The organism is Actinomyces sp. 2119, from assembly GCF_003591215.1.
GTDB classification, from domain to species: Bacteria; Actinomycetota; Actinomycetes; order Actinomycetales; family Actinomycetaceae; genus Actinomyces; species Actinomyces lilanjuaniae.
Map to the genome: position 1 here is coordinate 17633 of NZ_QYRR01000002.1, position 13485 is coordinate 31117.

Genomic DNA, 13485 nt, shown 5'->3' on the forward strand with positions numbered 1-13485 from the left:
ACAGCCTCACTGTGGGTTGACACCTAGGTAAATGCTGTTAACCTCGAGGCGTGACCCCGGCCAGGCAGCAGCACGCCACAGGGACCAGGCAGTGTCTCATCGACGCCGCCCTGTCACTGATCGACGCCCACGGCTGGACCGAGGTCACGCTGACCGACGTGGCGCACGCCTGCGACGTCACCACGCCTGCCTGCTACAAGTACTTCCCGTCCAAGTCCAGCCTCTTCTCCGCTGCCCTCCACCAGCTGTCACGCGACCTGGAGGAACGAGCCACGACGATCGTCGGTGACGATCCCGTCGAGTCCCTGCTCGGGATCGGCACCATCCTGGTCGACCTCGCTACCGGGCACCCCCACCTCTTCGAGTTCAGCCAGCTCAGCCCGATGGCGGTCGAGGTGCACACCGAGCCCGCCTCTCAGCACCCGCTTGTGTCCACCATCCACAACGAGGTCTCCCGCCTGGCCACGCAGGAAGGAGCGGACCCCGAGTACCTGCAGCTGGCCATCTGGTCCTGCCTCCAGGGCTACGCCCGGCTCGTCGCGGCAGGGGCCGCGGCTGCGGACCCCGATTTCATGCGCGCCGTGCTGCGCGCCGTCATAACGATAGGAGACAAGTCATGACCCGCCGCAACCACACCCTCGTCATCTACGCCCACCCCTACAGCGGCTCCTTCAACCACGCGGTCCTGGAGTCCGTCACCTCCGCCCTGGAGCGCAAGAAGCGCAGCTACGACGTCATCGACCTGTACGCCGACGAGTTCGACCCCCGCTACACCGCCGAGGAACTAGCCCTGTTCAGCGAGGGCGGCACCACAGACCCCCTCGTGGAGAAGTACCAGGGACTGCTGGACAAGGCCACCCGGCTCATCATCATCGCACCCATCTGGTGGTCCGAGCTTCCCGGAGTCGTCAAGGGCTTCATGGACAAGGTCATGAAGCAGAACTGGGCTTACGACTCCACCAATATCGGGGTCAGGGGCCGTCTCACCCACATCAAGCAGGTGCTGGTCCTCACCACGTCGACAGCCCCCACCTGGTTCCTCAAGCGCATGGCCGGCAACTCCGTCGGCTCCGTCTTCCTGGGCACGATCGTGCGCCAGCTCGGCATGAAGGGGCGGAAGTGGGTCAACTACGGGCAGGTCGCCAAGGGCGGGCACGCCCGGCGGGCCAAGCACCTGGAGAAGGTGGCCCGGCTGGCAGTGAAGTCCTAGGCTGCCAGGCGGGGCACGGCCCCGGGGGGGGTGCGGACCCGGGGCCGACAGGGCCAGGCTGACACGCCCGCCCCAGCAGCCGCACATCGTCAGCAGGGAGCCCGGTGCCAAGAAGCAGTCGCGTCTGCGGCATCCCGCCCAGTGGTGGGGCACACCCGTACCCCACCACCTGAAGATGTGCGGTTGCCGGGCAGCGGGCCCTGGCCGACTAGAGGTTGACCTGCCGGGAGATGATGCCGGCCTTGGCCCGGCGCGCCGCAGCGTCTAGAGGCCCCTCCTCAGCCAGGGCGGCGTCAAGCCGCTCCCCCATGGCACGCAGGGGCGCGCTCAGCTCCTCGGCCTCGGTGCCGGGGTTGAGCTCCCACACGGGGATTGCCAAGCCGCATGCCCGAAAGGCCCCGATGAACCGGGCGCCCTCCTCCAGGTCGGACTCACGCCGGGCGTGCACCCGGGCGAAGGCGTTGAAGAAGTCGTCCTCGTCCTCACCGCGCACCCAGCGCACAAACTCCTTGCCGTTCATGCGGCACCAGTAGGCGTGCTCGACACCGGGTACGGCCCGCGTCGGGGCGATGTCGGCCTTGGCCTCCTCGATGGCCCTGGCTGCCTGCGGCTCAGCGGCTGCCTCCGCGTCAAGCCAGTAGTCAAAGGACTCCCGCAGGTCCACCTCGGGGACCACCGCCAGGTCCAGCACGTCCTGGAGGCGCGGTCCCGGCCCCGGCAGTCCACGACGCGGCAGGGTAGCCCCGGGCTCCAGGTCGAGAGCCTCCAGCAGGGCGGCTGCCACGTCGCGGGAGGCGTCACCGGAGTGCATGGAAGTCTGTAGAGCCACCAGCACCTCACCGTCTGAGCGCCGCATCCCCTGAGCCAGGTCGGGCAGGATAGTGGCCAGCAGGACGTCCTTGCCACCGTGGTCCTCGCCGAGGCGGACCCTCGCGGTCGCGGCAGGAATGATCTGCATCATTGCCACCAGCTCCTCCTCCCCCGGAATCCCGGCGAAGGGCCTGGCGACGAACTCAACCCTGGCGGGCCTGTCCGGCCTGCCGGGACCGGAGCCGCCGACCCGGGCCTCGGGGCCGGAGCGGGCACCCACCCGGCGGTTCTGACGCTTCTTCCTCGACATACCTGCCAGCCTACCGGCAGGGTGCCGTCTTAGGACGCACCTCCGACGGGGACGCCTACAGCAGCGCCACCACCAACCCTGTGCGCATCCCCACACCAGCCACGTTCCCGTCAAAATTCATGCCTGCCCCATGTGCCCCCCACAGGCTCCGCATAGACTCCCTCCCTTTACTTCTGCTCAGCCGACGGGTCGCCCCTGACCCGCTGCAGCCCCACCGACTGACAGGAGCCTTCATGACCCTCGCCTCTCTGGCCTACATCGCCGCCGACCTGGCCGCCCTGGTGCTGCTGGTTGGCGCGCTCTACGCACCGCGACACAGCCGCAAGGACCTCGCCGCCGCCTACATCGGCGTCAACGTCGGCGTCCTGGCCGTCACCCTCCTACTGTCCACGGCTGATGTCGCCGCGGGCCTGGGCCTGGGGCTCTTCGGCGTCCTGTCGATCATCCGTCTGCGCTCCACCGCGCTGTCCCAGCACGAGGTCGCCTACTTCTTCGCCGCCCTGGCACTGGGTCTGCTCGGCGGCATCCAGACGGCTCCGCTCCTCATGGTGGTCGCTCTCATGGCCCTGGTGGTGGCCTCCCTGTGGGTCGCCGACCACCCTGCCCTCATGCGCCGCAGTCGCCACCAGGTCATTGTGGTCGACCGCGCCTTCACCGACGAGGCCGCCCTTGTGAGCCACCTGGAGCACCTCCTGGGCGCAACCGTGCGCTCCGTCGAGGTCGAGCGCGTGGACCTGGTCAACGACACTACCCAGGTGGACGTGCGCTTCCTGCTTCCCCGCAGGCAGGGCGCTGTCAGCGCAGCCACCCGTCGCCAGCCTGTCTCCCACCCCGCCGACCCCGCACGCGGCCACGTGGCCGGGCGCACCGTGCCCGTCGGCTGACCCGGACCGCCGGGCTAGCGAGGCTGCCTACCGTCCACAGCGCAGAGCACACCCCGAGCAGGACACGGCACCGTCGAGCCAAGAACCACGAAAGAACAGCAAAGAACAAGCAGAGACAGGACGGAAGAAGGACAAGGATCCATGAGTACAGCACCCCTGACCCTGACACCCGCGCCCACGACGTCGTCACGCGTCGCGCGGCGCAGAAGCTCCCTGCGCCTTATGGCTCCTGGTGCAACCACCTCTGTAGCACCCGCCCCTGCCTCCCCGGTGGCAGCACCGCTCGCGCCCCTGGCACCGGCCACCGCACCAGTCGCGCCGTCCCCGGCCTACCCGGAACCACCATCCATCCGTCGGGTTGACGGGCTCAGCACTGACCACCTGCCCGCCATCACCCTGGCCGAGCTCAACGCCGCAGCGGGGCTGCTGACCCGGGTCGACCGCAAGTACCTGGTGCCCCTGGCAGTCGCCCAGGACCTTCTTGGTGCGCTGGCCGGGCAGGCCCACGTCCTTCAGATCGACGGGCTGCGCCGCTTCCGCTATGCCTCCACCTACTTCGACACCCCCAGCCTGGAGTCCTACTACCTGGCAGCCCGCAAGCGGCGCCGTCGCTTCAAGGTCCGCACCCGCACCTACCTGGACTCCGACCTGTGCTTCCTGGAGGTCAAGACGCAGGGCTCGCGCGAGACCACGGTCAAGGAGCGCCTGGACTACCGCTCCCGCGACGCCAGCCGGATCACCAGAGCCGGGCGCGACTACGTGGCCACCTGCCTGCGCGAGGCCGGGATCGGCAACCAGGACGACGCGCGGCGTACCACGGCCCAGCTGTCCCCCGTCCTGGACAGCACCTACGAGCGCACCACCCTGCACCTGCCCGCCGAGGAGGCCCGCCTCACTATCGACACCTCCCTGGCCTGGAGGGCGCGGACCGGCCGCACAGGACACACGGTGCGCGTCAACGGGCTCGCCGTCGTCGAGACCAAGACCTCTGCGGCCTCCTCCCCGGCGGACCGGCTCCTGTGGGCCAGGGGGTACCGCCCCGTGGGCATCTCCAAGTACGCCACAGCCATGGCCGTCCTCCACCCCGAGCTGCCGTCCCACAAGTGGCACCGCACCCTGACCCGCGAGCTCGCCCACGCCACGTCCACCTGCGGTGTCACGGCCGACGTCACGCCCGCCGCCTGAGACCGCCCCTCAACCAGGAGAACACCAGTGAAGACACCCCGCTACCGCACCGGCCGACGAGCCTGCGCCGCCCTCGCCCTCCTCGCCTCTACTGCACTGACCGCCGGGTGCTGGAACCTGGCAGGCTCGGGCTCCGTGTCAAGCAGCCCCGCCTCCTCCGGCGCCAGCGCCTCCTCAGACGGCACGGAGTCCTCCGGAACCGACTCTCAGGACTCCGACTCTCAGGACTCTGACCCCCAGGGTTCTGACTCCCAGGATTCTGAGTCCCAGGACAGCTCCCAGGACTCCAGCGACTCCGCTACCAGCTCCCAGGAGGAGTCCTCGACAACGGCCTGGACCACGATCGGCTCCGCCGTCGCCCAGGCCTCCACGGGCGCCACTACCGCTGACATCCTGGCCGCCAACGCCGAGGTGGCCGACGTGACCACCGAGCAGGACGACGCGGGCACCTATGACGCCTCCTCTGCCACCACTATCAGCCTGGCCGGGACCTCCGCCACGGTCGACGGTGAGGGCGCGAGCGCGGAGGGCTCCACCGTCACCATTACCGCTGGCGGCACCTACGTGGTCTCCGGGGAGGCCACCGACGGCCAGCTCGTGGTCAACGCCCCTGACGCCGAGGTCCGCCTAGTCCTGGACGGAGCGAACGTCACCAGCACCACCGGGGCCGCTGTCAACGTCCAGGACGCTGGCGAGGCGGTCATCGTCCTGGCTCAGGGCTCAACCAACACCCTGGCTGACGCACAGACCTACGCCGACACCTCCGAGGACGCCCCTACCGCGGCCCTTTTCTCCTCCGACACGCTCACCATCACCGGGACCGGCTCCCTGGACGTGACCGGCTCCTACAACGACGGCATCTCCTCCAAGAACGGCCTGGTGGTCACCGGGGACACCACCATCACCGTCACCGCCGCCGACGACGGAGTGCGTGGTAAGGACTACCTGGTGGTGGAGTCCGGGACGCTAACCGTCACCGCAGGCGACGACGGCCTGAAGTCCAGCGAGGACGACGACGAGACCAAGGGGTTTGTCGCGCTGGGGCAGGCAGACGTCACCCTGACCGCCGAGGACGACGGGATCACCGCACACACTGACGTCACCGTCGCGGGGACCACCGTGACCATCACCGCTGGCGGCGGGCAGGCCAACGCCGTCATCGAGGAGGAGGTGCCTGGCCAGGATCAGGCCGACCCCTCTGAGCAGTCCACCGAGGAGTCGGCTGAGGACACTGACGGCTCCTCGTCCTCCCCCAAGGGGATTACCGCAGGGGTGAGCTACACCCAGGACTCCGGGACGGTGACAGTGGACGCGGCCCACGAGGGCGTCGAGGCGGCCTTCATCAACGTAGGTGACGGGAGGCTCCACATCGCCTCCGGTGACGACGGCATCAACGCCTCCAGCGGCGACGTTGTCATTGAGGGCTACGAGGCCGCCGAGACCGACACCGAGGCCGACGACGGATCCGTGCTGACGGTCTCCGGGGGCGAGGTGCAGGTCTCCTACGCCTCCTCCGACGGCATCGACTCCAACGGGTCGGCCTACGTCACCGGCGGGATCGTCCTGGTCTCCGGGCAGGCCGGGGCCATGGACGGTGCCATCGACGTCAACGGCGCCAGCCAGCTGGTAGGCCTGACCGGGTCACCCTCCGTAACCAGCGGGGACACACTGACCGTCACTGAAGCCGCCGCTGACTCCGCCGGGGAGGAAGTCGCCTCCCTGGAAGTGACCTTCACCGCCGAGGCGGTCACGGTCATCGGCCTGACCGAGGGCCAGGAGTACACGGTGGCCTCCACCTCCGGCGGCTCGGCCACAGGGACTGCGGCCGCGCTGTCGTCGGGGATGGGCGGCCCTGGTGGTGGTGACCCTCAGGACGGTCAGGCCCCCCAGGGTGGTGGTGCCGGCGGCGCCCAGCCGGACGGGACGGCGCCCCAGGGCTGAGGAAGGGAGCCTCAGGACGGAGCATCTGCGCAGGGCGGTGCCTCGCAGGGCTGAGTGGTGCGAGCCGCCCTGGGGAGACCGACCCCTCGCCGAGCGACTGAATCCTCGTAGATGACCCGTGTACGCGTCATCTACGAGGATTCAGTCGCCCCGGGTGTGTGCACGCACCCCCTGATGGCAGGCACCCTGTGGCCAGCCCGTGGTGGCGCAGTCCTTCTAGTGGGTCTCGTAGTATCCCTCGTCCCAGCCGTAGATGGCGGGCTCGTCGGGCACCTCAACCCCCAGAGCGCCCAGGACGGTCTCGATACCGGGCCTGGTGCCGTGACCCACGGCAGGGCCGACGTCGCGGCCAGTGCCAGAGCCGGCCCCGGGGCTAACGGTCCGGTGGGGGTCAGGCTGGGTGCCCTGGTCGGTGACGCAGCCCGCCGCGAGCGCCTGCTCCACCTCGGCGGCTGTGGGGTGGGCCGGGTCGGGCAGGCTGACGCGCAGCAGGTTCCTGGCGCCGGTGTCCACCACCAGGGAGGTCCATCCCGCCGCCCACACGCGGTCGGGGAACGCCCGGACAAGCGCGGCCCGTCCGCCGGCACGGGTCTGCGCCGGGGCGGTCTCCACCCCGCGGAGCACGGCGTCCTCCTCCACGACGCGCCGCACCATTCCACCCCGCTCCAGCGCAGCAGCCAGCGAGACGGTGGGGTCGACGGCGCTGAACCGCAGGTCGGCCGCGCGCAGGCGCGGGTCGTCCCAGCCGCACCCGTAGCGGGAGCGCAGACGCTCCAGCACCACCAGCTTGGCGCACCACTCCACCAGGTGGGCCGCGTGCTGGTACCCACGCTCCAGGGCGTCGAGGGCCTCATCCCACAGGTCCAGGATCTCCTGAGTCTCCTCGTCAGCGCCCGTCCCGGCTACGTCACGGATCTCGTCGAGGAAGGCACGCTGGACCTCCAGGGCGGAGATGCTGCCTCCTGCGGCCAGGTCACAACGCACCTGGAGGCTGGGGTCGTGGGAGAAGGCGTGCAGGGCCCCCACCGGGTCGGCCAGGGCCAGGCGCTGGGCCAGGGCCTGGGCCCGCTGCGGGTAGCCCTCCACCAGGGACAGCAGGGCCGCCGTCGAGCCCGTGCGCAGCAGCGTGGTGACGGCCAGGACCGAGGAGTCGGAGGTGATGACGTGCAGGCGCCGCCAGCGCACCGGGTCCGCGTGGGCCTCGTCGCGGGTGTTGATAATAGGGCGCTCCCGGGTGGTGTACAGCGACACCTCCTGCTCCACATAGTCGGCGCGCTGAAAGATCTGGAAGCCCGGGGCCTGGCTCTGCGCCCCGATGCCAAGGCGCCCCGAGCCGCCGATCACCTGCCTGGTGGCCAGGAAGGGCAGCAGGACGGCAGTCAGCAGGTCCCAGTCCACCTCCCGGTCCACGGCGTAGCTCTCGTGGGCGCCCCAGGCGGCGCCGCGTCCGTCGGTGTTGTTCTTGAGGACCTGGACCCGCGTGCCGCGCTGGCGGCCCAGCGCAACCTCGGCACGGTGCATGATGAGGTCACCGACCATGTCGTAGCGGGCCGCCTGGCGGGGGCCGAGAACCTCCGGCGAGGCGTACTCCGGGTGGGTATGGTCCACGTAGAGCCGGGCCCCGTTGACCGCGTGGGTGGCTGAGCCCCGGTAGTAGTGGGACTCGAAGGCGTTGACCCTCCTGATCCAGCGGGTGGCGGACCCGGTGAGAACGGCGCCCGTCTCCTCGTGGGTGCGGGCCTCGGCAGGCAGCTCGTGGTCGGTCCCGTCCCTGGCGTCGCGGGCGGGAAGCTCCCCGGAGTAGTCGAAGCGGCAGCCCGCACCATCCAGCAGGGTCCGCCCGGTACCCGCGGGCACGTGCGGGGAGGAGGGCTGCCCCCGGGTCGCGGCGTCGCGCGCGTAGGCGAACAGGAGGTGACGAGCAAGGTCGTCGGGGTCGGCGGTGGGGTCGTCGCGGTCGACCAGGGCGTACTCGGTCTCCACACCCATGATCCTGCGTACCGTGATCATCGTTCGTCCTTTCCGGGGGCTGGTCGCCTCAGGCAGTGGTGGTCGGGGCCTGGGGCCGACCAGCCACGGGGCCAGCCCCAGGGACCAGCCGACGAAGGCGTCAGGGCTGGCAGCTGCGGCCACCAGGCCAGCCGGAGCCGGGAGCCCGTGACGGCCCGGCTGCACGCCGTCGTGCTGGATCCAGCCCCGTCAGCCGCCCGTCTGGGTCTGGTCACCGTGAGAGAGCCCGAAGCCCTCGTTGGTACACCTGTACCACACCGAGGGCTGCGCGTCCAGCCCCCTCCGGCGCGGGCCCAGGCTGCGGCCCACCCCGCTCATGCAACAGAAACTTCATAGGACAACACGGAGCCATGTTGTCCTATGAAGTTTCTGTTGCCGGGGCACTCCTGCTGGCAGCACCGGCTCGCTGGACAGGAGCACCTCCCCGGCAGGCAGCTTCGCTGGCGCGCCCAAAGCCGTCCAGCACCGCACCCCGCCCCGCTCAAAGGCCAGCACGTGCGCTGGAGCCTCCAGCCAGACAGTCCGCCAGCACCACCAGCAGTGTGGTACTCCACCCGCTGCCAGGCGGATCCGCCGAACATAGAGCGCCAGTCACTGGGTGGCTGGGAGCCGTCCGGCCCGGTGCCGGGACGAAACTGGTAGCGCTCGCGCTGCGGCGAGCCGGGGCCTGCATCCGGGGCGGAGGGATAGCAAGGGGGACAGCCACACGGCGTCCACGCCCAGAGCGGCCAGGTAGGGCACGCGTGAGGCGACACCGCGCAGGTCACCCACGCCGTCCCCGTCGGTGTCGGCAAAGGAGCGGGGGTAGACCTCGTAGACGACGGCGCCGTGCCACCAAGGGTGCACGGCCCACCCAGGCCTCAGCGGGCTGACCACGCTGCCGCCGCCTCCAGGACCCGATCGTTCTCCTCCGGGGTGCCGATGCTGACCCGCACGCCCTCCCCGGCAAAGGGGCGCACCAGCACACCTGCCTGGGCGAAGTGCCCGGCCAGCGCCGCAGCCTGGTCCCCCACCCCCAGCCAGAAGAAGTTGCCCTGGGTGGTGGGAACCTCCCAGCCCTGCCCACGCAGGGCAGCCACTACCCGCTCCCGCTCAGCGACGACGAGTCTGGCACGTCGGGCGGTCTCCGCCCGGACCTCCTCACCGAGGGCCGCCACAGCGGCAGCCTGGGCGGGCAGGCTCACCCCGAAGGGCGTGGCCACGCTGCGCACCGCGCTGGCCAGCCCCGGCTCAGCTATCAGGTAGCCCACCCGCAGCCCGGCCAGGGCGTGGGCCTTGGAGAAGGTGCGCGAGACCACCAGGTTGGGGTGGTGGGGCAGCAGGTCCAGAGCGTCGCCCACGGAGGGGTCGGTGACGAAGTCCAGGTAGGCCTCGTCCACGAGCACGACGACATCGCGGGGCACCCCCTCCACCAGCGTGGTCAGCTCCTCGGCGCTCAGGGCGGCCCCGGTGGGGTTGTTGGGGGTGCAGGCCATGACCACGCGGGTGCGGGGGGTGAGGGCAGCCAACATGGCGGGGACGTCGTGCCTCCCCTGGGACGTCAGCGGCACCGTGACGGCGTGGGCCCCGGCCACGGCCACGCAGATCGGGTAGGCCTCGAAGGAGCGCCACGGCATGACGACCTCGTCGCCCTGGTCGCACACCGTGTCCAGGAGGTGCTGGATGAGAGCCACCGAGCCGTTGCCCACCACCACCTGGCTGGCCTCTACCCCCCACCGGTGCGCGAGCGCGGACACCAGCCCCTCACCGGTCATCTCCGGGTAGCGGTTGGCCTCGGCGGCCACCCGGGTCATGGCGGCCACCACGGCCTCCTGGGGCGGGAAGGGCAGCTCGTTGGAGGACAGCTTGGCGACGTCGCCGTGCCCGGGGCGCGCACCGGGCACGTAGGAGGGCAGGCTGGTCACCGCCTGGCGGATGCGCACGCTCGTCCTTACCTCGGTCATACCCCCTATCCTGGCACCCCACAGGGGACTCTGGGAGGATGTGCCCATGGAGATGATCGTGCGGACCCTCGGCAACGCGGTCGGCCTGTGGCTGGCTGCGGCGCTGCTGCCTGGACTTGACGTGCCCCGGTCGGGTGGGGCGGCGCAGATGTGGCTGAACCTGGTGGTTGTCGGCCTCGTCCTGGCACTGGTGAACTCCGTGATCAAGCCGGTGGCAAGGGTGCTGGCCTTCCCGCTCTACATCGTGACCTTCGGCCTGTTCGCCCTCGTGGTCAACGGGGCGATGCTCAGCCTGGCGGGGTGGCTCACCGACCACCTGGGTACCCTGGGGGCCGCGGGCTCGGTGCCGCTGGGCCTTGAGGTCGCCTCCTTCGGATGGGCCGTGGCCGGGTCGGTAGTCGTCTCAGTGATCTCAGCGGCGGTCGTGGCGATGTTCGTCCGCTCAGAGGACTAGCACCAAGGACTAGCACCAGGCAGCCAAGGCCGGGACACCGTCCGCCCCCTACCCGTTGGGGTCCACCGGGGCGGCCTGTGGCCGAGGGGTCGGCTCCAGGCCGTCGAAACCGCCCGTTGTCAGGCGCTCGACGGCGAAGGTGTACTCCACGACCCGCACCCCCTCCTCCCCGGCACCTGTGACCCGGGCAAGCTCCTCGTTCCACTCCCGCAGGGCAGGCTCGTTGTCCTCGATCCCCTCGACTGCCTGGGCGTAGCTGCCTGCACGGTGAGGGTACCTTCCGTCGTCCTGCTCACGCGAGTCAATGACAACCGTCTGACGGTGCTGCGTCACAGGGTTGGGGGTGGCATCCAGACCGGGAACGGCGTCCCCGACGTTCTCCAGGTGCAGGACGCGCACGCACTCCGGAACATCCGCGCCGGCGGCGGGACTGCCTGCCGTCAAGACTGCGGTGACGCGGAAGCGCTCCTGGACAGCGGGGTCGGCAGCGACGTTGGACACCGTAATACCACCCTGGGAGTGCCCGTAGAGAGCGACCTCCTCGTCGTCGCGGATCCCCGCCTGCCGCATCGCGGTGACAACCGCGGAGTCCATGGCGGTCGGCGCCCCGCCGACCGCCTCCAGGTTGGTCAGCAGGTCCTGGGGACCGCCGTTGCCGCTGGTCCAGCCTGTCGTGCCAGGAACATAGACCATCCAGGAGCGGGAGCCGTCAGCACGTTCCACCCGCTGGATCGAGATGACACCCGCCTCCTCGTGCTCCTGCCCCAGTTCGTGCCGTCTGCCCTGGACCTCTTGCCCGTGGCGGATGACCTCGGCGATACTGCCCGGCGCGGTGCAGCGCTCACCCTGGCCCACCAGGCCCTCCCCCACCTGGCTACCCAGGCCGTAGGGGTCCTCCTGCGGCGGGGACACCCTGGTGGAGCCCCGGCCGCCGACAGGGGTCACGCTGATCCCCGTCTGAGAGCCGAACAGCCACGACCCGCTTGCCGCGGCCACAGCCCCGAGATGAAGGGCGGCGCGCCGCAGGGGCGTCAGGGACGAGGTGTCCACCACCTGCGTCCCCTGCCGCACCCGGTCCGGCAGCTGCTCGCTCACCCACGGGTCCAGGCGCTGGGCTACCTCCTCCAGGTAGACCTGGATGGTGATTGCCTCGCGCCCGGTCCGCGCCTGTGACAACCACCTGGTCAGCAGGGCGAGCCTGACGACGTCGTCCTTGACCCACCGTGCGGTGGCAGGGTCGCTGAGCAGCACCCCCAGCCCCTGGACCACCGCCTGAAGGTCCTCGTCGTCCTGGGCCAGCTTGTAGAGGGGGCTGCCGACTGCGGTCAGCAGGCGGGCCAGGAGGCTCGCCCTCCAGGACACCGGGCCCAGCACCGTGCGAACGAGCGCGCAGTCAAAGGCGGCCAGGTCCACCGGCCCCATCGAGCTGAGCGCCGGAACAGCCCCGGTCTCCGCCAGCCGGTAGGTCTCAGAGCAGGCAGAGACGTCTGCAGCCAGGCCTCTCAGGGTCGCAACGGTCTCCGACAAGGACCCGGGGCCGCTGGCCAGCCGCTCCAGGCAGGAGACGCACTCCGTCCGACTGGCCTGGTAGGCCTGGTCGGAGGGGTCACCCTGACTGGCGAGCAGAGACCTGGCGACACCGATGCCGGAGAACCAGTCGCCAAGGTACATCCGGGCCAGGGCCACACCGATGTGCTCCAGGGCCTGCTCCAGGGACTCCGCCGCAGCACGCAGGGCAGCGGCGAAAGCGTCCAGGTCAGCAGTATCTACCGAGATCGTGCCGCCCACGACCATGATGACCGCGCCGCTGCCCGGGGTAGTCATATGCCACTGGTGGCCTGAGTCTAGGTCACCTGGCTCCTGCCCGGGAAGGACGCCGACCAGTGGGCGCCCGGCATCCTCCTGGAGAGTCACAAGCCATCGCCTGCCTGACTGGCACCGGGCTCCACGTCGGCCAGCTCGGCGCGGGCATCCATGGTCGCTGCGGCCTCCTGGGCCGCAGACAGCAGCGCCCGCAGTCCCTCGACCAGGGTGGCAGCCTCCTCCAGGCTCAGTCGACAGGCCTGCGCGACGCTGCCGACCCAGGACCCCGGGACGTCAGAGGGAATGAGCGCGAGTCCGGCGTCGTAGTCGTCCTCGGCAAGAGACAGGAGTGAGGAGGGGAAGGAAGTCATGGCACGATGTTATGACTATGTCACCTTTTGTACACCCCGTAAGCCATCGAATTCTGTGGATGTAGGACTCGACAACCAACTTGTGGTGACCTGGGTGCTGTCACCGTTTCGGTCCACATGTGCCGGACTTGCCGCACCAACAGCGCCCAGAGTTATCCCATATGGGTAAGAAAGGAAGTCAGGCAGCAAAAGAACAGGGAAGGTAGCAGGTCTGGGAACGTGCCCACGGACACCGGCCCCAGTATGTCAGGAGGACCCGGCCTGCGGTCCGGGGCGGTTTTGCCCCGGACCGCAGGCCCAAGCCTCACGAGGCCCTCCTGCCACCCGGCTTCCCATAAGGCCGAGGAGGGGCAGGCCTCCTTCGCCAGAGCGCCCGGAACGGGGTCCCTAAACCCGCACCGAACTCAGTCCCGGCCCCTCATCGGGTTCCCCTCCCCTCAGGGCCGATCCTGTCCAGCGGTGCCCACTATGTAACGCGCTGCTCCTGGACAAACACCCCCATAGCAGCCATGAACCACCTGTGAAAGCCTGAGAAAATCCTGATCCGGTGTCGAGGCACCGCAC

At 70.0% G+C, this 13485-nt stretch carries 10 protein-coding genes and 2 pseudogenes; 6 read left to right on the forward strand and 6 right to left on the reverse strand.

Features of this window, described 5'->3' with window-relative positions; all coding sequences use genetic code 11:
• Positions 1-50 precede the first annotated feature (50 nt).
• Together D4740_RS01940 and D4740_RS01945 are read left to right on the forward strand one after the other, a co-directional pair.
• Positions 51-620: a TetR/AcrR family transcriptional regulator gene (locus D4740_RS01940; RefSeq protein WP_119835280.1), complete on the forward strand. Its 570-nt coding sequence runs from the start codon at positions 51-53 to the stop codon at positions 618-620.
• A complete protein-coding gene (locus D4740_RS01945; RefSeq protein ID WP_119835281.1) occupies positions 617-1210 on the forward strand; it encodes an NAD(P)H-dependent oxidoreductase in 594 nt (197 codons plus the stop codon). The genes D4740_RS01940 and D4740_RS01945 overlap by 4 nt, the downstream gene beginning before the upstream one ends.
• 208 nt (positions 1211-1418) lie before the next feature.
• On the opposite strand, the gene D4740_RS01950 is transcribed toward D4740_RS01945, so the two are convergent.
• Positions 1419-2330: a DUF5926 family protein gene (locus D4740_RS01950; RefSeq protein WP_119835282.1), complete on the reverse strand. Its 912-nt coding sequence runs from the start codon at positions 2328-2330 to the stop codon at positions 1419-1421.
• Between the two features lie 233 nt (positions 2331-2563).
• On the opposite strand from D4740_RS01950, the pseudogene D4740_RS01955 reads away from it, so the two are divergent.
• From D4740_RS01955 to D4740_RS01965, 3 genes and pseudogenes are all read left to right on the forward strand, one after another.
• Positions 2564-3359, forward strand: a pseudogene (locus D4740_RS01955) (DUF4956 domain-containing protein).
• Positions 3356-4399 (forward strand): polyphosphate polymerase domain-containing protein, encoded by a 1044-nt coding sequence (locus D4740_RS01960; RefSeq protein ID WP_310732060.1) that lies wholly within the window; start codon positions 3356-3358, stop codon positions 4397-4399. The pseudogene D4740_RS01955 and the gene D4740_RS01960 overlap by 4 nt, the downstream one beginning before the upstream one ends.
• Before the next feature lie 27 nt (positions 4400-4426).
• The gene (locus D4740_RS01965) at positions 4427-6340 is read left to right on the forward strand and encodes a carbohydrate-binding domain-containing protein (protein ID WP_259390599.1); all 1914 of its coding nucleotides are present in this window, start codon (positions 4427-4429) and stop codon (positions 6338-6340) included.
• Between the two features lie 216 nt (positions 6341-6556).
• Here D4740_RS01965 and D4740_RS01970 read toward each other — a convergent pair whose 3' ends face one another.
• The 3 genes and pseudogenes from D4740_RS01970 to hisC form a co-directional block, all read right to left on the reverse strand.
• Positions 6557-8350 (reverse strand): proteasome accessory factor PafA2 family protein, encoded by a 1794-nt coding sequence (locus tag D4740_RS01970; RefSeq protein WP_119835284.1) that lies wholly within the window; start codon positions 8348-8350, stop codon positions 6557-6559.
• A gap of 690 nt (positions 8351-9040) precedes the next feature.
• Positions 9041-9226: pseudogene (locus D4740_RS13095) on the reverse strand (alpha-amylase family glycosyl hydrolase); the annotation flags it as partial.
• The gene (gene hisC, locus D4740_RS01980) at positions 9211-10293 is read right to left on the reverse strand and encodes a histidinol-phosphate transaminase (RefSeq protein WP_259390600.1); all 1083 of its coding nucleotides are present in this window, start codon (positions 10291-10293) and stop codon (positions 9211-9213) included. The gene hisC and the pseudogene D4740_RS13095, both read right to left, overlap by 16 nt.
• 46 nt (positions 10294-10339) lie before the next feature.
• On the opposite strand from hisC, the gene D4740_RS01985 reads away from it, so the two are divergent.
• Positions 10340-10747 carry a phage holin family protein gene (locus D4740_RS01985; protein WP_119835286.1) on the forward strand — a complete coding sequence of 136 codons (408 nt, stop codon included), beginning with the start codon at positions 10340-10342 and terminating at the stop codon, positions 10745-10747.
• A 48-nt stretch (positions 10748-10795) separates the two neighbouring features.
• On the opposite strand, the gene D4740_RS01990 is transcribed toward D4740_RS01985, so the two are convergent.
• Positions 10796-12571 (reverse strand): hypothetical protein, encoded by a 1776-nt coding sequence (locus D4740_RS01990; RefSeq protein ID WP_119835287.1) that lies wholly within the window; start codon positions 12569-12571, stop codon positions 10796-10798.
• Positions 12572-12657: 86 nt separating this feature from the next.
• Positions 12658-12921: a hypothetical protein gene (locus D4740_RS01995; protein WP_119835288.1), complete on the reverse strand. Its 264-nt coding sequence runs from the start codon at positions 12919-12921 to the stop codon at positions 12658-12660.
• Positions 12922-13485 lie beyond the last annotated feature (564 nt).

Excerpts from the sequence above, each read along its gene's own strand:
- D4740_RS01945 (WP_119835281.1), top strand. The coding sequence starts at position 617 with ATGACCCGCCGCAACCACACCCTCGTCATCTACGCCCACCCCTACAGC.
- D4740_RS01950 (WP_119835282.1), bottom strand. The coding sequence starts at position 2,330 with ATGTCGAGGAAGAAGCGTCAGAACCGCCGGGTGGGTGCCCGCTCCGGC.
- D4740_RS01960 (WP_310732060.1), top strand. The coding sequence starts at position 3,356 with ATGAGTACAGCACCCCTGACCCTGACACCCGCGCCCACGACGTCGTCA.
- D4740_RS01970 (WP_119835284.1), bottom strand. The coding sequence starts at position 8,350 with ATGATCACGGTACGCAGGATCATGGGTGTGGAGACCGAGTACGCCCTG.
- hisC (WP_259390600.1), bottom strand. The coding sequence starts at position 10,293 with ATGACCGAGGTAAGGACGAGCGTGCGCATCCGCCAGGCGGTGACCAGC.
- D4740_RS01985 (WP_119835286.1), top strand. The coding sequence starts at position 10,340 with ATGGAGATGATCGTGCGGACCCTCGGCAACGCGGTCGGCCTGTGGCTG.
- D4740_RS01990 (WP_119835287.1), bottom strand. The coding sequence starts at position 12,571 with ATGACTACCCCGGGCAGCGGCGCGGTCATCATGGTCGTGGGCGGCACG.
- D4740_RS01995 (WP_119835288.1), bottom strand. The coding sequence starts at position 12,921 with ATGACTTCCTTCCCCTCCTCACTCCTGTCTCTTGCCGAGGACGACTAC.